Raw genomic sequence first — 19,357 nt, 5'->3', positions numbered from 1 at the left:
GCTAACGCGTGGCGCGCACGGTGCTCCACAACCGGGCCTTCGCGCGTATCGCTCCGATGCGCGCGAAGCTGTTTTTCTATCTCTGTCTCGCGATGGCGGGTTACCTCGGCATCCGTCTCTATCTCGTACAAGTCATCGACGGACCCAAGCTCGCTCGCGAAGCGCTCGCGCAAGACTCCAACACGGTCGAAGTCTTCGCGCGCCGCGGTTTCATTGCCGATCGAAACGGCACGGTGCTGGTGCGCTCTCTCCCCTCCGAGAGCGTCTACGCCGTGCCGCGCGACCTCACCGATCCCGACGCCACCGTTGCCAAGCTCGAAGCGATCTTCGGCAAACTCGATCCCTCGATCGTCGCCGACCTGCACGATAAATCGCTTTGGTTCGTGTGGATCGCGCGCAAGATTCCGGTCGAGCTGGCGCAGCGGGTCCGCGCGGCAAATCTCGGCGGCGGCGTTCAGCTCAAAGAAGAAGTCACCGGCAAGCGCATCGACATGGTCGGCGACATGCTCTCCACCATTCTCGGCTTCGTCGGCACCGACGAGAACGGCCTCGACGGCCTCGAATACGAATTCGATTCGCTCTTGCGCGGACAGTCCGGGCAGGTCACGCTCGAAACCGACGATTTCGGCCGGCCGATTCCCTTCGGTCACGAGCACGTGATCACGCCGGCGCAGCCCGGTCTCTCCCTTGAACTCACCGTCGACTCGTACTTGCAGTTCGTCACCGAAGAAGCGCTCGATCAAGAAGTCGCGAAGTCGCACGCGAAGGACGGTACCGCGATCGTGATGGATCCGTGGACCGGCGAGATCTTGGCGATGGCCAACATCCCGCACTTCGATCCGAACCATTTCTGGAAGTACCCGGCGCGCGATTACGAAGACCGCGCCGTCGTCGACACCTACGAGCCGGGCTCCACCTACAAGCTGGTCACCGCGGCGGCGGCGCTCACCTCGGGCCGCGTCACCCTGCAGACGCGCTTCCCGGCCCGCGACGCCATCACCATCGACGGCCACACGATCCACAACGCCGACGACGACATGCCGATAACCGGCGACACCGAAACGTTGGGCGAGATCGTCGAGTATTCCCACAACGTGGGCGCGGCCGAAGTGGGCCTCGCGACCGGAGCACAGAACTTCTATAGTATGGAACGCAAGGCGGGATTCGGCTCGCCGACCGATATCGAACTCCCAGGTGAGAGCCCCGGCATCGTCCCCTCGCCCGATCAGTGGAGCGAACTCTCGCTGCCCACGATGTCGTTCGGCCAAGGCGTTTCGGTCACGCCGATCGCAATGGCGCGTTACTACTGCGCGATCGCGAACGGCGGCTTGCTGATGCGCCCGCGCATCGTGCGTGCCATCGAAGATCAGCGGGGCAAGATCATCTACCAATATCCGCCCGAGGTCGAACACCGCGTCTTCTCCGAAAAGATCGCCGCCGAGCTGCGCGCGATGCTGCGTTCGGTCGTCACCCACGGAACCGGCCGTTTCGTCGCGCAGATTCCCGGCTACACCACCGCCGGCAAGACCGGCACCGCGCAGATGGTCGTCGATGGGCAATACGCGCCCGGTCACTACGCCGCATCGTTCATCGGCATGATTCCCTACCAGCATCCGCGTTACGTCATCTACGTCAAGATCGAAGATCCGCAGGGCATGTACTACGGCAGCGAGATCGCGGGCCCGGTCTTCGCACGGATCGCGCGCGAAGCGATGCTGCACGCGGGTGTCTTGCCATGACGCTCGATCGTATCGTCGCGCGCTTACCCGCGAGCACGCAGGTCATCGGCGAACGCTCGCGCGAGATCAGCAGCATCGAGATCGATTCGCGCCGGGTCACGCCCGGCGCGTTGTTCGTCGCGATGCCCGGCGAACACACCGACGGTCACGCGTTCGTGCAGCGCGCGATCGCTGCCGGCGCGGTCGCGGTCGTGGTTGAAGCGGCGCACGCGCTCGCCGTGCCGGTGAGCGTCAGCGCAATTCACGTCCCCGATACGCGCCGCGCGCTCTCGACGATCGCCGCTGCTTTCTTCGACGACCCCTCGCGCGCGCTCGACGTGCTCGGCGTTACCGGTACCAACGGCAAGACCACCACCACGCGCATGATCGCGGCGATCCTCGAAGCCTCGGGCCGTCCGTGCGGCGTGATCGGCACGGTCGGCGCGCAGTTTCGCGAGCACAACTGGACGCTCGAGAATACGACACCGCTGCCGCCCGAGCTGCACGGCTTGCTCGCGCAGATGCGCGAACTCGGAGCGTGGGCGGTCGCGATGGAGGTCAGCTCGCACGCGCTGGCACTCGATCGCGTCGAAGACGTGCGTTTCAAAGTCGCCGCGTTGACCAACATTACCCGCGATCACCTCGATTTTCATCAAACGCTCGAAGCCTACGCGGCGGCGAAGCGGCGGCTCTTCACCATGGCGGCGGCCGCGGTGCTCAACGTTGACGATGAGTACGGCGCGCGCTGGCTGCCCGACGTGCGCCGCCGTATTCCCACCCTCAGCTACTCGCTGCACGGCAACGCGGATATTACGGCGCGCACGATCGAACCGAGCGCATCGGGCAGCACATTCGACGTCGACGGCGTGCCGATGCGGGTTCACCTTCCCGGCATGTTCAACGTCGCGAACGCGCTGGCGGCGATCGGTGTCGCGCGCTCGTTGGATCTCGATCTGGAGACGTGCGCGCACGGGTTGGATGCGCTCGAGCGCGTGCCGGGCCGCATGGAGCACGTGAACGGCGGCGACATCGACGTGGTGGTCGACTACTCGCACACGCCCGATTCGCTCGAGAACGCGCTGATCGCGCTGCGCGAGACCGCTCCGCGCGCGCTGGCCGTCGTCTTCGGCTGCGGCGGCGATCGCGACCGCGGCAAACGTCCGCAAATGGGACGCGTCGCGGCGGCGTACGCGGACCGCATCTACGTCACCAGCGACAATCCGCGCAGCGAATCGCCCGAAGCCATCGTCGCCGAGATCGAGACCGGCATCGGTGCGCATCCGCACGTCAGTCAGGTCGACCGGCGCGCCGCGATTCACCGCGCGATCGAAGAGGCCGGTCCGGGCGACGTGGTGCTGATCGCCGGCAAGGGGCACGAAACCTACCAGATCATCGGCACGCAAACGTTGCCCTTCGACGACGTCGAAGTCGCGCGCGAGGCGCTGGCGGCGCGGGGTGCGCACGCATGAAACTGCCGTTCGACGAAGCGGCCAAAGTGACGCACGGCGTGATCTTCGAGATCGAGCGTGCGCCCGAACGGATCGAGATCTCGACCGATACGCGCACGCTCGAACCGGGCCAAGCCTTTCTCGCGCTGCGCGGGCAACGGTTCGACGGCAACCTCTACACGCAAGACGCCGTCGAACGCGGCGCAACCGCGCTGATCGTCGACGATCCCGACGCGGTGATTCCCGGGATCGCGACGATCGTGGTCGAGAGCACCCTCGATGCGCTGCTGGCCCTGGCCGCCGCCGCCCGCAACCGGTTCGCCGGCAGCGTGCTCGCGATCACGGGCAGCGCCGGCAAGACGACGACCAAGGCGTTTGCCGCGCAACTGCTCGCACTGCGCTACGGCGCGCGGGTGCTTTCCACGCCGGCCAACGAGAACAACGAGATCGGCGTGAGCAAGGTCCTGCTCGCCGCCGAGGGCGCCGAGCACGACGTGCTGGTGATCGAGATGGGCGCGCGGCACTACGGCGATATCGAAAAGCTGGTGCGCGCGGCCCGGCCCGACGTAGCGATCCTCACCAACATCGGCGACGCGCATCTGGAGATCATGGGTTCGCGCGAGCGGCTCGAGATCACGAAGTGGGCGCTCTTTTCAACCGGAGCGCGGGCCGTCCTCAACGCGCAAGACGTGGCCTCGATCAGGCGCGCCCCCTCGCTCTCGGCGCCGCCGCACTGGTTCTTCACCGGCGGTCCGGGCGAGAACGTGCCGATGTACGGGCGCGTCACCGCGCTCATCGGCTCACGGCAATGGATCGAGATCGACGGCGAGCGCGAGCACACCTACGATGTCGACGCGCGCGTGCCCGGTGCGCACAATCGCGCCAATCTTGCCGCCGCGATCGCCGCTGCGGTCGAGCTCGGCGTCGAGCCGATGCAGATCGCGCCCGCGGTCGCCGAGATCGAGCTGCCGCACGGCCGGTACGAACGCATCGAACTCGAGAACGGCGTGACGCTGATCTACGACGCGTACAACGCGAATGCAGCCGGGATGATGGCGGCGCTCGATGCCTTCGCCGGCGAAGATGCGGCGCGCCGCATCGCGTTGCTCGCAAGCATGGCCGAGCTTGGCGAGGGAGCGGCTGACTTGCACCGCCGGGTCGGCAGCCACGCCGCGGCCACCAAGGTGGACGTAATGCTGGTCGGCGGCGAGTTCGCGGGCGAATTGGCATTGGGTGCGCGCAGCGCCGGCCTGCCCTCCGAGCGCATCGTGCCGTTCGTGACCAACGAACAAGCAGCCCAGTGGGTGCGCGATCACACGCGCGCCGGGGATGCGGTGCTGTTGAAGGGTTCGCGCAAGTACAAGTTGGAGGAGATCGTCGAGGACTTACGCCGTTGACGTTGACGCGCATTCCAGGAGTGGTTGCTCTTCCGGTTCGAACGCGCGTCGTGCGCGTCGGTGACGACCTCGCCGCGCTCGTCGCCGCCGCCGTGCACGGCATCGCCCGCACCGGCGACGTGATCGCGATCTCCGAAACCGCGGTCGCGATCGCCCAAGGTGAATTCGTCGTGGCCGAACACATCCGGCCGTCGCGCCTTGCCTACACGCTCTCGCGCCGTGCCGGCGCGATGGCGACGGTGAGCCAACCCGAGTCGCTGCAGCTCGTCATCGACGCGGTCGGTCCGTGGCGCGTCTTCTCGGCCGCGCTGCTCAACGCGCTCGGCAAAATCGTCGGCAAACGGGGGATCTTCTACGAACGGCTCGGTGAAGCAATCGCGGCGATCGACGGCTACACCGGCACGATGCCGCCCTACGAGCGCGCGATCGTACTGGCGCCGCGCGACCCCGACGGCGTGAGCGAGACGATCGCCGCCGCGACCGGCACCGGCGTCGCCGTTGTCGATGCCAACGATTTGCAGAAGGCCAAGGTGCTGGGCGCCTCGCGCGGCGTCGATCGCACGCTGGTCGAGCGAGCGTTGCTGGATAATCCGCACGGCAACGGCGACGAGCAGACGCCGCTCGTCGTGCTGAAGTGGCGCGCGTCCGGAGCGAATCCGCTGCAATGCTGAGCGTCATCTCGATCCTCGTCATCGGAAGCTGCGCGATCGCGATTCTCGCCGGCACCGTGCTGCTGCCGATTCTGCGCTCACTTCAGCTGCGCGCGTTCGCCTACGAAGACGCGCCGCAATCGCATCAAGTAAAAACCGGTACGCCCACGATGGGCGGAATCGTCTTCATTTTGCCGATGCTACTCTTATGCGGTCTCACCTCGTTTCCGTTCGTCGCACCGATGATCTTCATCGTCGCGGCCTGCGGTGCGATCGGGATGATCGACGATCTGCTCGGCATCACCCGCGGACGCAACCGCGGCCTGCGCGCGAGCACCAAATTGCTGGCGACCGCATTGGTGGCGATCGCGTTTCTGCGGATGATCGACGCGACGACCGCGATCTTTCCGCGCGACGTGATCTTCCATGCCGGCACGTTCGCGCTCACCGTGCCGCATTGGCTCTGGCTCGTGCTCGGTATCCTGGCGGTTACCGGCACGATCCACGCGGTCAATCTGACCGACGGGCTCGACGGCCTGGCGACCGGAACGATGATTCCACCGCTGCTGGTCTTCGTGGCGATCGGGTACTCGCTCAAGCTCGCCATCCCGACCGCCGCCGCGCTGATCGGCATCGGCGCCTCTCTGGGTTTTCTCGTCTACAACGTGCACCCGGCCAAACTGTTCATGGGTGATACCGGCTCGCTCGCGCTCGGCGCGCTGCTTTCGGGCATCGCGATTCTCGAAGGCGAGATGCTGCTGCTGATTCTGATCGGCGGCGTCTTCGTCGCCGAGGCGCTCTCGGTGATCGTGCAGGTCACCTATTTCAAGGCCACGCACGGCAAGCGGATCTTTCGCATGAGCCCGCTGCACCACCACTTCGAACTGGGCGGTTGGCCCGAGACCAAAGTGACCGCGACCTTTTGGACCGCCTCGGCGGCCCTCTCCGCACTCGGATGGATCCTCGTAAAATGATGACTTTTGATGCACGCGAGACGGTTCTCGTCATCGGGTTGGGCAAAAGCGGCCTGGCCTGCGTGCGCGTGTTGCGCTCGCGCGGCGCGACCGTCTACGCGACCGACGAGAAACCGATCGACGAGTTGGAAACGGCGATCACGGCGATCGAAACGCTTGGCGTCACCTTTGTTGCGCCGGATGCGCTCGACTCGATCGTCGGGCGTCTGACCTCGGCCGTGCTCTCGCCGGGCGTACCGCTCACCTCGCCGATCGTGCGCGCGGTGCAAGACCGCAGCGTGCCGGTCTTCGGCGAGATCGAACTCGCGTTCCGCCTGTGCAAGGCGCCGATCGTGGCCGTCACCGGAACCAAAGGCAAGTCGACGACCACCGCGCTGATCGGGCACCTGCTGCGGGCCTGCGGCTACAACGTGCGCGTGGGCGGCAACATCGGCAACCCGCTGATCGACGAAGTTATCGACGCGCGCACCAGCGATTGGGTCGTGGCCGAGGTCAGCTCCTTCCAGCTCGAGACGATTCGCGCGTTCAAACCGCGCGTGGCGGTGCTGCTCAACATCGCGCCCGATCATCTCGACCGCTACCATTCGATGGACGAGTACGCCGAAGCCAAGTTCCGCATCTTCGCCAATCAAGCGTTCGGCGATTTCTTCATCGGCAACCGCGACGACGAGCGCGTCGCCGATCTCGACGTGACCAAGAGCGAGCGCAACATTCGCTCGCGCCAGCTCTGGTTTACGCTCGGCGAGCGTCATCACAACGCCACGATCTATTTGCAGAACGATCGCATCGTGTACGCGCCGATCAGCGGCGACCCGCGGCCGATCACCCTGATGGCCCGCAACGAGATTCCGCTGGCGGGCGCGCACAACGTGCAAAACGTGATGGCCGCGCTGCTTGCGGCGTTCGCGGTCGGCTGCGATCCGAGCGCGGTGCGCGAGGCGGTGATGAGCTTTCATGCGATGCCGCACCGGCTCGAGAACGTCGACGAGATCGACCGCGTGCTCTACGTCGACGATTCGAAGTCGACCAATCCGGGCTCGGTGGTGGCGGCGCTGCGCGCCTACGACCGGCCGATCGTCTTGATCGCCGGCGGGCGCGCCAAAGGCACCGACTTCGTCGAGATGGGCGTGGCGATTCGCCAGCGCGCGAAGGCGTTGGTCGCGATCGGCGAGGCGGCCGATGCGATCGCGCAGCACGTGGGCGAGCTTCCGGTCGTGCGGGCGCCCTCGATGATCGATGCGGTCGGTGCGGCCCGCGAGCTGGCCTCGCCGGGCGACGTGGTGCTGCTCTCGCCGGGCTGCGCTTCCTTTGATATGTTCAGTTCGGCTGAAGATCGCGGCGAGCAGTTCTCGGCCGCGGTGCACGCCTTGAGGCAACCCGCTGGTGCTTAACGCGCAGCCCGCGCAGCGGCAGGCGACCAGGGTGCGTTCGTATATCGCGACGCCGCCCGACGCGCTGCTCTTCTTCGCGGTCGCTTCGCTGGTCGCGATCGGGTTGGTGATGGTCTTTTCCGCCTCGAGCGCGACCGCGTATCTCGAACATCACGACGTCGCCTACTACGCGAAACGCCAGATCGCGTGGCTGGCGGTGGGTCTGGTCATCGCGTACGGCGTCTACCGGCTCGATTATCACCTGCTCAAACGCTGGGCGCCGTATCTGCTGGTCGCGTCGATTCTCGGACTCGCGCTGGCACTGGTGCCGCACGTCGGGATCGCGGTCAACGGCGCGCGGCGTTGGATCGGCGCGTCCTCGCTGACGTTTCAACCCTCGGAATTTGCCAAGCTGGGCTTGGTGATCTATCTCGCCGCGATGCTCGCCGCGCGCAGCGACCGCATCCTCTCGCTCGTGCGCGGCCTTTTTCCGCTCTGCATTCCGGTCGCGATCGTCGCCGTGCTCGTGCTCAAAGAACCCGACATGGGGACGGCGAGCCTGCTGGTGATGATCGCGTTCGCGATGTTCTTTGCCGCCGGCGCGCGCTTCTCGCACTTGATCGCGATTGCGCTGGCCACCATGCCGGCCGTCGTGGTGGAGGTGCTCGCAAGTCCCTACAAGCGCGATCGCATCTTCGCCTTCCTCAATCCGTGGAAGGACCCCGAGAATTACGGCTTCCACATCGTGCAGTCGCTGCTCGCGCTCGGAAGCGGGGGCATCTTCGGCGTCGGTCTGGGGAACTCGCGCGCGAAATTCTTCTATCTCCCCGAGCAGTACACCGACTTCATCTTCTCGATCCTGGGCGAAGAGCTGGGCTTGATCGGCGCGCTGGCGGTGGTCGTGCTCTTCATCGTGTTCGGCTACCGCGCGGTGCGCATCGCGATCGCGGCGCCCGACCGCTTCGGCTTCTTTCTCGCGATCGGGTGCATGGCGATCGTAGTGATCCAGGCCTTCGTCAACATCGGCGTCGTGACGTCGTCGTGGCCGGTGACCGGCGTACCGCTGCCGTTTATCTCGTTCGGCGGCAGCTCGCTGATCGTGAACCTGATCGCGGTTGCGTTGATCGCCAACGTCGGCCGCGGAGCACGCATCGCGCAACCGTGATCGCGGATCCGGTCGAGCGGCGTCTCGTGCAGCAGATCGAGGCGTTCGGGATCATGGGCTCGCAGCTCTATCAGCGCGCGTTGGAACGCGCGCTTGCCGATTATCGTGCCCACGGCGCGATGTATCGCTTCTTCGAGGAGGATCCCGCACGCAAGCAGATGTCGACGCCCGGCGTGCGTCTGATGGCGGCCTTTCATTTTCTTGCGCTGAGCGGCGAGGCGCCCGACGTCGCGGCGCTCTTGCCCTCGTGCGGCGGCGCCGAGCGGCAGTGGGACAAACTGTGGGAGGCAATGCGTGCGCGGCTCGAATCCAACGACGAGCGCATCGGCAAGCTCTTTGCGCGGACGCCGCAGACCAACGAGGTGATGCGCGCGCGGGTTCTAGCCGCCGGACTCTCGACGTTCGCGCGAGCCTCGGGGTTCCCGTTGCGCCTGTTCGAAATCGGCGCAAGCGCGGGTCTGAACACGCGGATCGAAATCGACGGGTACGACATCGCCGAACGGGCGGCGTGCGACCTGCACCCCCTCGATATCAATAAGGAAGAAGATCGCAGACGCCTGCTCTCTTACGTCTGGGCGGACGACGGGGAACGCGTCGCCCTCCTTCACCAGGCAATCGAGCGGGCGCGTACGCGGCCGCTCGCGGTCGAGCAGGCGGATATGTTCGAGTGGCTGCCGCGCCGCGTCGAGCCGAAGCCCGGTTACGCAACGGTGGTGATGCAGTCCGTCGTGAGCGATCATCTCACCAAAGACGAGCGCGCGCGGCTTGCCGGCATCATCGAAGCCATCGGCGCTGCGGCAACGGCGAACGGCCCGTTCGCGTGGCTTCGCATGGAATTCGAGCGCGGAAGCCGCCGCTACCAGACGCGCCTGCGAACCTGGCCCGGCGGATACGATGAGCTGATCGCCACGAGCACCGGACACGCGCGAGAGATCGAATGGATCGGCTGAACGTCGTCTTCACCGGCGGCGGAACCGGTGGTCATCTCTATCCGGCCATCGCGATCGCGCAAGCGCTCGGGGATCGGGCGAACGTCACGTTCATCGGTACGGCCGATCGACTGGAAGCAACGCTCGTTCCCAGAGCCGGCTATCCGCTGGTCACGATACGAAGTGCGCCGGCCAAACGCGCGTACGTCAATCTCGTCGGCGTCGTTCAGGCGATGAGCGCGCTGCGCCGGCTCCGGCCGGACATCGTGATCGCGACCGGGGGTTACGTCGCGTTCCCGGTTGCACTCGCGGCACGGATGTTGCGAAAGACGATCGTCTTGCTCGAGCCGAATGCGCACCCGGGGCTCACGAATCGGCTGCTCGCGCCGCTGGTCGACGAGGTGTGGGGCGCGTTCGCGGACGGCGACGCGCACTTTACCGGCAAGTACGTGCACACCGGCATTCCGGTGCGTGCGGCGCTGCGCGCGTTGCCGAGTCGCGATGCCGCGGTCGAGCGGCTCGGGCTTTCGACCAAACGGCAGACGTTGCTGGCGGTGGGCGGCAGTCAAGGCGCGCGCACGATCAACGACGCGCTGACCTCACTGCTCACGAGCGACGGGCTGCCGCAGGGATGGCAACTCGTTCACGTGACCGGCGAAAAAGAGTACGACCGGGTGCGCAGCGCGCTCGGGCGCAGCGACGGTGTTCTTCGTGCATATCTCGATGACATGACCGATGCGTACGCGGCGGCGGACCTCGTGCTGGCGCGCGCGGGCGCTTCGACCCTGGGCGAGCTGGCGGCAACCGGCCGCCCGGCGATCCTCGTGCCCTATCCGCACGCGGCGCAGGACCATCAGCGCGCCAACGCCGCCATGCTTGCGCGATCCGGCGCGGCGGTGGTGGTGGACGACCGGGAGCTGCTCGCCGGGAAGCTGCGCGGTATCCTCGCCGAGGTCACGCGGCCCGCTCGCCTAGCCGAATTGCGCGCCGCCGCCTCGCGCACGGTCGAACCCGATCCGCTTACGACAATTCTCGCCCGGGTCGAATTGCTTACTGTGCGGAAGAATCGAGCGTGAGCAACGCGAGCGAAGCCGGCGCAAAAACCTGGCATTTCGTTGGGATCGGCGGGATCGGCATGAGTGCGATCGCGCGGATTCTGCTCGCACGCGGTCAGCGCGTCTCCGGTTCCGATCTGAAAGAGACCGCGCTCATCGCCGAGTTGCGCGAGGAAGGCGCCGACGTTCGTATCGGCCACGACGCGGCCAACGTCGATGCTGCGCACACGGTCGTCGTCAGCTCCGCGATCGATCGCCGCAATCCCGAATACCTGGCGGCGCAGCGCCGCGGTATTCCGCTTTTGCATCGCGGCGAGATGTTGGCTGAACTGCTGCGCAATCGCAGCGGCGTCGGGGTCTGCGGGACGCACGGCAAAACCACGACGACGGCGATGATTGCCGCGGTGCTGCGTGCAGCCGGGGTCGACGCGAGCCTGGCGCTGGGCGGCATCGACGGCGCGCTCGGCACCAACGCGTACGACGGGCGCAGCGCATGGTTCGTGACCGAGGCCGATGAGTCCGACGGCTCCTTCGCGCTGCTCGATCCGAAGATCGCGATCGTCACCAACATCGAGAACGATCATCTGCAGAGCGACGACGAGCTGCCGCAGCTCGTGCGCGCCTTCGAAGAATTTCTGCGCAAGCTTCCGAAAGACGGCTGCGCGATCGTCGGCGTCGATAACCCGCTTGCCGCCTCGCTGCTCGAACGCGAACGGCGCGCGCGCACGGTGACCTTCGGTTTCGGGCCGCGCGCCGACGTCCGCGCGAGCAACGTGCACGCGCAGGGCTTGGGTACCTCGTTCGATGCGATCGCCGGCGAGGTGTGCCTGGGTACGATCGAACTCAACGTGCCGGGCACGATCAACGTTCAGAACGCACTGGCCGCGATCGCCGCGGCGCGCGAGCTCGAGGTGCCGTTCGTGCGCATTGCCGAAGGCTTGAACGCGTTTCGGGGCGTGCGCCGCCGTTTCGATATTCTGGTGCGCAGCGATCGCATGGTGCTGGTCGACGACTACGCCCATCATCCGACCGCGGTGCGCGCGACGATCGCCGCCGCGCGCCAATACCATCGCGGGCCGGTGATCGTCGCGTTTCAGCCGCACCGGTATTCGCGCACGGCGTATCTCGCGCGCGATTTTGCCGATGCGCTCAAAGGCGCGGATCGCGTCTATCTCGCGCCGGTCTACGCTGCATCGGAACCGCCGATTCCCGGCATCTCGGAACGTTCGATCGGTGAGCCTCTTGCTGCCGCCGGCTCGCCGGTGACGTACGTGTCGCGGGTCGACGAGCTGGAAGAGGTGTTGCTGCGCGATGTGCCGCGCGGCGCGCTGGTGTTGATGCTCGGCGCGGGCAACATCACCGACGTGGCCGCGCGTTTGGCGCGGCGCGCCAACGCCGCCGACGTCAAGGTATGAGTCTCACCAACGCGCTCGCGACGGAGTCGCTGCTCTCGACGGCGGATCGGGCGGCGCTGCTGGAAACGTTCGGCGCGCGCGTGAAATTCGATGAACCGCTCGCGCCGTACACGTCGTGGAGGATCGGCGGGCCGGCGGACGCCTTTGCCGTCGCGGAAAGCGAAGCGGAAATCGCGGCGGTGATGGCACGGTGTTTCAAACGCAAACTCCCCTGGTTCGTGCTCGGCGGCGGCAGCAACGTGCTGATCGGCGACGGCGGTCTGCGCGGAATCGTGCTGCGGCTGGGCGGTGCGTTCAAGGCGATCGAGGCGCACACCGATGCGGCGCGCGTGCTGGTCGATGCCGGCGCTTCGGCCGAGATGGCGGCGGTCACCTCCCGCGCGGCCTCGCTCGGCGCGGTCGGCATCGGGTCGCTCGCGGGTATTCCCGGCACGGTCGGCGGCTCGCTGCGCATGAACGCGGGAACCGATCGTGAGATCGGCGAGTTCGTGCGCGAGCTGTGGGTGCAAAGTCCGGCCAAGCCGCAACCGCACGCCGTGACCGTGCAGTATTTCTACCGGCATACCTCGCTGGCGCGCGATGCGATCGTGGCGCGCGTGAATCTCGCGTTCGATCGCGGCGATCCCAAGCGCGTGCGCGAGGAGATGCGCTCGCGCTTGGTGCGCCGTAAGAGCACGCAGCCGATCGCGCTCCCCAACGCGGGCTCCTGCTTCCGCAATCCGCCCGGCGACAAGGCGGCGCGGTTGATCGAAGCAGCCGGGGCTAAGGGATGGCGGGTCGGCGGCGCGGAAGTCTCGGAGCTCCACGCCAACTTCATCAACAACGTCGGGGGAGCCAGTGCCAAGGATGTCGCAACGCTTCTTGCGCGCGTGCGCCGAGCCGTTTTCGATCGATTTAGGGTCGAATTGCAACTGGAAGTTCATTTGGTCGGTGTCTTCATCGATGAGACATGAAAGCTAAGATCGCCGTTGTCATGGGCGGCTCGAGCGCCGAGCGCGAGATTTCGATCTCGACCGGATCGGGCGTGATGCGCGCGCTGCAGTCGCTCGGCTACGACGCGCAATCGCTCGACTACGATCTGCGCTTCGTCGATGCGATCCGCGAGATCGCACCCGACGCGGTCTTCAACGCGCTGCACGGACCGGGCGGCGAGGACGGGCAAGTGCAGGCGCTGCTCGATTTCCTCGCGATTCCCTACACCGGCAGCGGCGTCGAGGCAGCAGCGATCGCGATGGATAAACATCTCACCAAGAAGTTGCTCGCCGCCGAAGGTTTGCCGACCGCCGCGTGGGATCTCTTCGATCTCTCGGGCGGCACGTTGCCGCTGCTCCCGGGCTCGCTGGATTTGCCGCTGGTGATCAAGCCGCGCTTCGAAGGCAGTGCGATCGGCGTGACGATCGTGCGCACGCACGAGCAGTGGACGAACGCCATGCTCGCCGCCGCCAAGAATTACGCGCAGATCATGGCCGAGGAGTATTTGGACGGACGCGAATTCACCGTCGCGATCTTGGGCGAAGAGGCGCTGCCGGTGATCGAGATCATTCCGAATCAAGACGAGTTCTACACGTTCGAAGCCAAATACGGTCCGGGGGGCAGCACGCACGTCGTGCCGGCGCGGATCGACGAAGATCTGGCGGCACGGTTGCAGATGATCGCGCTCTCGGTGCACCGGCTGCTCGGGCTGCGCGACTACTCGCGCACCGATTTCATCGTGACCAAAGAGGGGCGGCCGCAGATCCTGGAGATCAACACGCTGCCCGGTCTCACTCCGACGAGCCTCGTGCCCGACGCGTGCGGCTCGGTTGGTATTTCGTACGAAGCGCTGGTCGATCGGCTCGTCGGCTACGCGCTCGCGCGCCGCGACGTAAGGGATGTCGCCTAGGCGACTTTTGTCGGCAGGCGGGGGTGGCCGCCTCCTCAAAATTCACTAGGCTCTCGGCTACCTCGGGGGCGTTTCCTGGAGGGTTTTATGTCTACTGGTTTGGTTGTCGATCGCGGTCTCGAGGGCGTCGTGGTCGGATCCACCGTTCTTAGTAATGTCGAAGGCCAGATCGGCCGTCTGACATATCGCGGCTACGACATCGACGACCTCGCGCCAAACGTGACGTTTGAAGAAGTCGCGCATCTTCTGCTATTGGGCCATCTCCCGAACGCCAAAGAATTGGAAGAATTCAAGCGCGAACTCGCGTCTCGGCGCGCGCTTCCGGGACCGTTGCTGACCGCAATGCAGACGGTGCCGAAGACGGCATGGCCGATGGACGTGCTGCGCACGGTCGTCAGCGGACTCGCGCTCTTCGTGCCGGTCAACAATCACGGCGAACATGTCTCCGACGTGCACAGCGCGATCGAACTCATTGCCAAGATGCCGACGATCGTCGCGGCATGGGATCGCATCCGTCGCGGGCTCGACCCGATCGAGCCGCGCACCGATCTCTCGGATGCGGGAAACTTCCTGTACATGCGCACGGGCAAAGTGCCGGCGGCGGTAGAGGAGGACGCGATCGACACCTATCTCGTGCTGCTCGCCGATCACTCGTACAACGCCTCGACGTTTTCGGCGCGGGTGACGGCCTCGACGCGGGCCGACATCTATGCCAGCGTCACCTCGGCGCTCGCCACGCTTACCGGCGATCTCCACGGCGGCGCCGCGAGCGCGACGTACACGAACCTCGTCGCCATCGGCTCGCCCGAGAAGGCCGAGAAGTTCGTCCACGACGAGATCGCCAAACACAATCGCATCATGGGCATGGGCCATCGCGAGTACCGGGTGCGCGACCCGCGCGCCAAGCATCTCGAGGCGATCGCCAAAGATCTTTCCGCGCACAGCGGATCGAAGTGGTATCCGATCGCGCGTGAACTCGAAACGCAGAGTCAGCGCATTCTCGCCGAAGAGCATCCGGATCGCAAGATTTACGCCAACGTCGATTTCTACACCGCGCCGGTTCTGGCTGATTTGGGCATCCCGGGCGATGAGTTCACGTGTCTATTCGCGTGCGGACGAGTCGCCGGCTGGACCGCGCACATCCTCGAGCAACTGCACGACAATCGTCTGATTCGCCCGCAAGCCACGTACAGCGGGCCGCCTCCGGGACCGTTCGTCCCGATCGCATCGCGCCAATGATCGTCATCCCGGCACTGGATCTGCTGGGTGGGAAATGCGTGCGCATGGAGGCGGGCGATATCGCTACCTCGACCGTGTATGCCGAGGATCCGGTCGCGCAGGCGAAGACGTTCGTGTCGCAAGGCGCGCAGCGTCTGCACGTGATCGACTTGGACGCGGCGTTCGGGCATGGCGACAACATGGGCGTGGTGAGCGCGATCTGCAAAGCCGTCGAGGTGCCGGTGGAGGTGGGCGGCGGCATTCGCACCGTCGACAAGGCACAGCAACGGATCGACGCGGGCGCGTCCGAAATCGTGATCGGCACGATGCTGGTAGACGACGAGCGCAGCGCGCGCGCGATCATCGGGCGCTTCGGCGAGCGCGTGATCGCCGGGATCGACGTACGGGGCAAACACGTCGCGACGCACGGCTGGCAAGAGAGCCGGCCGGTCGACCGCGATTCGCTGGTGAAACGCGTCGCGATGTGGGGGATCAAGCGGATCATCTTCACGGAAATTCGCCGCGACGGATTGGGCGAAGGCTACGACATCGAGGCACTGCGCGAAGTCGCGGCCGTCGCCGACCTGAAGATCACCGCCAACGGCGGGGCACGCACGATCGACGACCTGCGCGCGCTCAAAACGCAGGCGCCGCCGGCGGTCGACTCGTGCATCGTCGCGAGCGCGATTTACAAGGGAACGATCAAACTCCCCGACGCTATCGCCGCCGTCAAATAAATTCGCGCGTGAGTGTCGGCGGCAGCCGCGTGACGATCTCGTAATTGATCGTATCCGACCAGATTGCCCAGTCATCGACCGTGATCTCTTCGTCCCCGTCGCGCCCGATCAGCGTTACCGTTGAAGCGGCTTGCGCACCGGGTGCGTGACTGAGATCGATGCTGAGCATGTTCATGCCGATGCGCCCGACGATCGGGCATCGCGCGCCTTCGACCAGTACCGCGCCTTTATTCGAAAGCGCGCGCGGGATGCCGTCGGCGTAGCCGAGCGGTACGACGCCGATACGCATCTGGCGCGGCGCGTGAAAGGTCGTGCCGTAGCCCACCGGCTCGCCGGCCTCGATCGTGCGCACCACCACCAGTTCCGACTGATACGAAAGCGCGGGAAACAGCGGTACATTTGCGCCGTCCATCGCCGCGCGCGTTTGCGCCGAGGGCCACAGGCCGTAGAGGGCGATGCCGAAGCGCGAGAGATCGAGTCGCGTCTGCGGCCAAAGCATTGCGGCGGCCGAAGCGGCGATGTGGCGAATCGGTTTGGCGCCGAATGACGCGAGCGTCGGTTCAGCGTGCGCGTAGGCCGCATTGAACCGTTCGAGCTGGTGCATCGTGAACGGGGAGTCGAGTTCTTCGGCGGCGGCAAGATGCGAAAAGATGCCGGCGACCTCGAGGCTGGCGATGTGACCGTACGCTTCCACCGCGTCGGGCAGATCCTCCGCCTGCAAGCCGAGCCGGTTGAGCCCGGTGTTGATCTTCACGTGCACCTTCGCGCGGGTCTGCGCTGCAGCCGCGGCTGCGGCGACGTCGCGTACGAAGGCTCCGGTATCCCAGAGCGCGATCTCCGCATCTGCACGCATCGCCTCGCCGAGCCGTTCGGGCGGTACCGGCCCGAGAATCAAAATGGGCGCGGTGATGCCGCCGTCGCGCAGTTCGAGTGCTTCATCGACGGCGTAGACGCACACCTTGACCGCAAGCCGTTCGATCGCGAGCGCCGTCTCGACCATGCCGTGCCCGTAGGCGTTGCCCTTGACCACGAACGCCGCGTGATGCGGGCCCACCAGCTCGCGCAGCGCTTGCGCGTTCGCCTGCAGCGCCGCCGTGTCGATGCGGACCGCGCCGATCATTCGCCGTTCATGCGCGCCACCACATACGCGACCGGTACCCCGAAGAAGAGCACGTGCGCGATGACGTCGTTGAAAAAGGCGTTGGGCGTCGGCGGGAAGACGAAGGCGTGCGCACCGAGCAAAAGGATTTGCATGAACACGTACACCACGATGCCGTACGTCGATCCCGCCAAGAGCCAGCGCTTATTCGCGATCGGCTGTGACTGCGCGAAGTACGCGTAGCCGCCGGCCCAACCGATGCTGACGATGAAGTTCACCAGCAAGCCGAGCCACGCGTAGGCGATGGCGGTGAACGCCGTCGGACCGATCGCGGCCGCGGCGATCGCTTGCCAGTCGGCGAGCACGCTGCCGTGCGCCGGCAGAACGGTCGTGAGATAGAGATAGAGTTGAAAGACGGCACCGCCGGCGACTCCGGCCGCGACGCCTTGCGCGAGAACGCGGCCCCAATTCAGGGATTGTGCCGTTTGCATGGCTCCGAGGTTGTTCTCATCTCCCGCCAAGCTCCTTGTCAGCAGAAGTGGGTACGATTGGCAGCACCATGATGAAAGAGCGTCCCGCCTCCGCGCCCGCGGAGGTCGTCATTTGGGTCTCCACCTCGTTGCTGGGCGTGCTCGCCGGCGTTGCGGCGGCGTACGGTCTGTGGTCGCAACTCCATGCGACCGCCAAACCCGGCCTGCTGGGCGGCGGGGTCGCGGCCCTCGCGGCCGGGCTGTTCCTGATCGCGGTGGCGATGCCGCGGCGGACGGCACGGCTCTTTCTCATCGTTGCGGCGTGCGCGCTCGCGCTTGCCTTCTTTACCGGTTCAAGCGCCTTCGCCGCCCTGAGTCAGTGAGCTAACCATCGCGAAGAGATGCGCGCGATGTCTACATCCATCCGAAATCCTGATGATACACATTGACGATGTTTACGGCCCGGGCCTCCTCGTCAACAAAATACCAGAACCTGCATATCTTTCCGAGTTTCCCCGACTTCGGCGGCTCGAAAACCTCAAGGATGTTGTCACCAGCAAACGGGGTTCGTTGCGGCATTTGGGTTTCGATGGACACTCGATCCCCAGCGTGGATGCGTGGAGAGAATATGAATAACCCGCCGTTCTACGGCGGGGACCATGCATTTGTTGTAATCGTCCTCGACGTCCTCGGCTACTCTGATTTCGTACAGGAGCCCTACTGAACACCCTACGGCTTATAAGCGGTTTTGAATCTTCCGGCGCTTATCTGCTCGTGGCCCTTTTTCGCTCGCGCAACCTGCTCCTCATCGGAAAGGGCCTCTCGCCACACCTCTGCTCCCACGCGCTCTTTGATCTTCTCGTAAATCTCCTGGACAGCCGTGAGATATCTAATGGCCTCGTCGCGATGCGCGACCATATTGTAGAACGTCGTCACTTCCCAAACGGCGCGATCAAGCCGTTCGCGCATTGACGCACGCGGAACCATTCCGAGCACCAGCGCGTGGAAAAACTGCCTGTCCTGCGGATCGAGACTATCCCAATCCTCGCAAATGTAGGTGTCGATCTCGTCCAACTCGCGCAGTATTTTTTCAAGCCAGCGCGAAGGCGGCACCGCACGACGGTTAATCAGGGACTGCCGGACGTGCGGATGCAGGCGCACCCAAGGCACCCCAGCATAGGCCGTACTCATGTCTCTGTTCCCTGCATTTGTCGTTCGCTTTTTGTCGAGTTCGTTCGCCTGCTTCATATTAACGGCACGGGACACAATCTGTGTCAAGTTGGGGCAGGCCGGCTAGAGTAGCGCTCTCGGTCGAAGAGTGCAAGGCCCGGCATAGGGGCACCCTCCCAAGCGCTACAGTACCCCGTTTCCCTGGGGACCGCGCCATGAGGGGATAGTCCCCACCCAAAACAGCTTGCAGTCTCCGATTGACTCTGCTAAAATGCCAGGGCTGGCACTCCTTTGCTGCGAGTGCCAACGACAAGCTAGCAAATTTTCTGGAGGTTTACGTGAATCTCAAGCCTTTGGCCGATCGCGTGGTGATCGAGCACGTCGAACAGGACGAGAAGAGCTCGGGTGGCATCTTTCTGCCGGACACCGCTAAAGAAAAGCCGCAAGAAGGCGTGGTCCGTGCCGTCGGCACCGGCCGCCTCACTGACGACGGCAAGACGCTCCCGATGAGCGTCAAGGTCGGCGACCGGGTGATCTACTCGAAATATTCGGGTTCCGAAGTGAAGATCGACGGTAAAGAATTCCTCATCGTATCCGAAAAAGACGTTCTCGCCGTCGTCGATAAAGTTCCGGCCGGCGTTTAAGGAGCATTTGAACTAA

19 protein-coding genes are annotated in these 19,357 nt (G+C 65.3%); 16 read left to right on the top strand and 3 right to left on the bottom strand.

What is annotated here, in order from left to right:
* Window positions 1–8: 8 nt before the first annotated feature.
* The 14 genes from VMF11_08150 (at window position 9) to VMF11_08085 (ending at window position 15,958) form a co-directional block, all read left to right on the top strand.
* The gene (locus VMF11_08150) at window positions 9–1,739 is read left to right on the top strand and encodes a penicillin-binding protein 2 (protein HTU70282.1); all 1,731 of its coding nucleotides are present in this window, start codon (window positions 9–11) and stop codon (window positions 1,737–1,739) included.
* Entirely contained in the window at window positions 1,736–3,187 is a 1,452-nt protein-coding gene (locus VMF11_08145; protein ID HTU70281.1) for a UDP-N-acetylmuramoyl-L-alanyl-D-glutamate--2,6-diaminopimelate ligase, read from the top strand. The genes VMF11_08150 and VMF11_08145 overlap by 4 nt, the downstream gene beginning before the upstream one ends.
* Complete coding sequence (murF, locus tag VMF11_08140; GenBank protein HTU70280.1) at window positions 3,184–4,563, top strand: UDP-N-acetylmuramoyl-tripeptide--D-alanyl-D-alanine ligase; 1,380 nt, start codon at window positions 3,184–3,186, stop codon at window positions 4,561–4,563. Before VMF11_08145 ends, murF begins: the two co-directional genes overlap by 4 nt.
* Window positions 4,560–5,234: a coenzyme F420-0:L-glutamate ligase gene (locus VMF11_08135; protein ID HTU70279.1), complete on the top strand. Its 675-nt coding sequence runs from the start codon at window positions 4,560–4,562 to the stop codon at window positions 5,232–5,234. Before murF ends, VMF11_08135 begins: the two co-directional genes overlap by 4 nt.
* Window positions 5,228–6,187, top strand: a complete 960-nt coding sequence (mraY, locus tag VMF11_08130; protein HTU70278.1) for a phospho-N-acetylmuramoyl-pentapeptide-transferase — start codon at window positions 5,228–5,230, stop codon at window positions 6,185–6,187. Before VMF11_08135 ends, mraY begins: the two co-directional genes overlap by 7 nt.
* Window positions 6,184–7,578, top strand: a complete 1,395-nt coding sequence (gene murD, locus VMF11_08125) for a UDP-N-acetylmuramoyl-L-alanine--D-glutamate ligase (GenBank protein HTU70277.1) — start codon at window positions 6,184–6,186, stop codon at window positions 7,576–7,578. The genes mraY and murD overlap by 4 nt, the downstream gene beginning before the upstream one ends.
* Complete coding sequence (ftsW, locus tag VMF11_08120) at window positions 7,571–8,722, top strand: putative lipid II flippase FtsW (protein ID HTU70276.1); 1,152 nt, start codon at window positions 7,571–7,573, stop codon at window positions 8,720–8,722. Before murD ends, ftsW begins: the two co-directional genes overlap by 8 nt.
* Window positions 8,719–9,672, top strand: a complete 954-nt coding sequence (locus tag VMF11_08115; GenBank protein ID HTU70275.1) for a DUF2332 domain-containing protein — start codon at window positions 8,719–8,721, stop codon at window positions 9,670–9,672. The genes ftsW and VMF11_08115 overlap by 4 nt, the downstream gene beginning before the upstream one ends.
* Complete coding sequence (gene murG / locus VMF11_08110; protein ID HTU70274.1) at window positions 9,660–10,727, top strand: undecaprenyldiphospho-muramoylpentapeptide beta-N-acetylglucosaminyltransferase; 1,068 nt, start codon at window positions 9,660–9,662, stop codon at window positions 10,725–10,727. The genes VMF11_08115 and murG overlap by 13 nt, the downstream gene beginning before the upstream one ends.
* Complete coding sequence (murC, locus tag VMF11_08105) at window positions 10,724–12,121, top strand: UDP-N-acetylmuramate--L-alanine ligase (protein HTU70273.1); 1,398 nt, start codon at window positions 10,724–10,726, stop codon at window positions 12,119–12,121. The genes murG and murC overlap by 4 nt, the downstream gene beginning before the upstream one ends.
* The gene (gene murB / locus VMF11_08100; GenBank protein HTU70272.1) at window positions 12,118–13,074 is read left to right on the top strand and encodes a UDP-N-acetylmuramate dehydrogenase; all 957 of its coding nucleotides are present in this window, start codon (window positions 12,118–12,120) and stop codon (window positions 13,072–13,074) included. The genes murC and murB overlap by 4 nt, the downstream gene beginning before the upstream one ends.
* A complete protein-coding gene (locus VMF11_08095) occupies window positions 13,071–14,003 on the top strand; it encodes a D-alanine--D-alanine ligase (GenBank protein HTU70271.1) in 933 nt (310 codons plus the stop codon). Before murB ends, VMF11_08095 begins: the two co-directional genes overlap by 4 nt.
* An 87-nt stretch (window positions 14,004–14,090) precedes the next feature.
* Entirely contained in the window at window positions 14,091–15,242 is a 1,152-nt protein-coding gene (locus VMF11_08090; protein ID HTU70270.1) for a citrate/2-methylcitrate synthase, read from the top strand.
* On the top strand, window positions 15,239–15,958 hold the full coding sequence (locus VMF11_08085) for a HisA/HisF-related TIM barrel protein (protein HTU70269.1): 720 nt from the start codon (window positions 15,239–15,241) through the stop codon (window positions 15,956–15,958). Before VMF11_08090 ends, VMF11_08085 begins: the two co-directional genes overlap by 4 nt.
* Here the strand turns inward: VMF11_08085 and alr are convergent.
* Both alr and VMF11_08075 read right to left on the bottom strand, forming a co-directional pair.
* The gene (gene alr, locus VMF11_08080) at window positions 15,951–17,078 is read right to left on the bottom strand and encodes an alanine racemase (GenBank protein HTU70268.1); all 1,128 of its coding nucleotides are present in this window, start codon (window positions 17,076–17,078) and stop codon (window positions 15,951–15,953) included. The two genes, VMF11_08085 and alr, sit on opposite strands and share 8 nt — an antisense overlap.
* Window positions 17,075–17,548 carry a hypothetical protein gene (locus VMF11_08075; protein HTU70267.1) on the bottom strand — a complete coding sequence of 158 codons (474 nt, stop codon included), beginning with the start codon at window positions 17,546–17,548 and terminating at the stop codon, window positions 17,075–17,077. The genes alr and VMF11_08075 overlap by 4 nt, the downstream gene beginning before the upstream one ends.
* Window positions 17,549–17,616: 68 nt before the next feature.
* Between VMF11_08075 and VMF11_08070 the strand changes: the two genes are divergently transcribed.
* Window positions 17,617–17,910, top strand: a complete 294-nt coding sequence (locus tag VMF11_08070; protein ID HTU70266.1) for a hypothetical protein — start codon at window positions 17,617–17,619, stop codon at window positions 17,908–17,910.
* Between the two features lie 346 nt (window positions 17,911–18,256).
* Here VMF11_08070 and VMF11_08065 read toward each other — a convergent pair whose 3' ends face one another.
* Window positions 18,257–18,718, bottom strand: a complete 462-nt coding sequence (locus tag VMF11_08065) for a hypothetical protein (GenBank protein HTU70265.1) — start codon at window positions 18,716–18,718, stop codon at window positions 18,257–18,259.
* 317 nt (window positions 18,719–19,035) lie between these two features.
* Between VMF11_08065 and groES the strand changes: the two genes are divergently transcribed.
* Complete coding sequence (gene groES / locus VMF11_08060) at window positions 19,036–19,341, top strand: co-chaperone GroES (GenBank protein ID HTU70264.1); 306 nt, start codon at window positions 19,036–19,038, stop codon at window positions 19,339–19,341.
* Window positions 19,342–19,357: the final 16 nt, after the last annotated feature.

Source organism: Candidatus Baltobacteraceae bacterium (assembly GCA_035502855.1).
Classification (GTDB): domain Bacteria; phylum Vulcanimicrobiota; class Vulcanimicrobiia; order Vulcanimicrobiales; family Vulcanimicrobiaceae; genus Aquilonibacter.
This window is presented reverse-complemented; position numbering and strand designations above follow the sequence as displayed.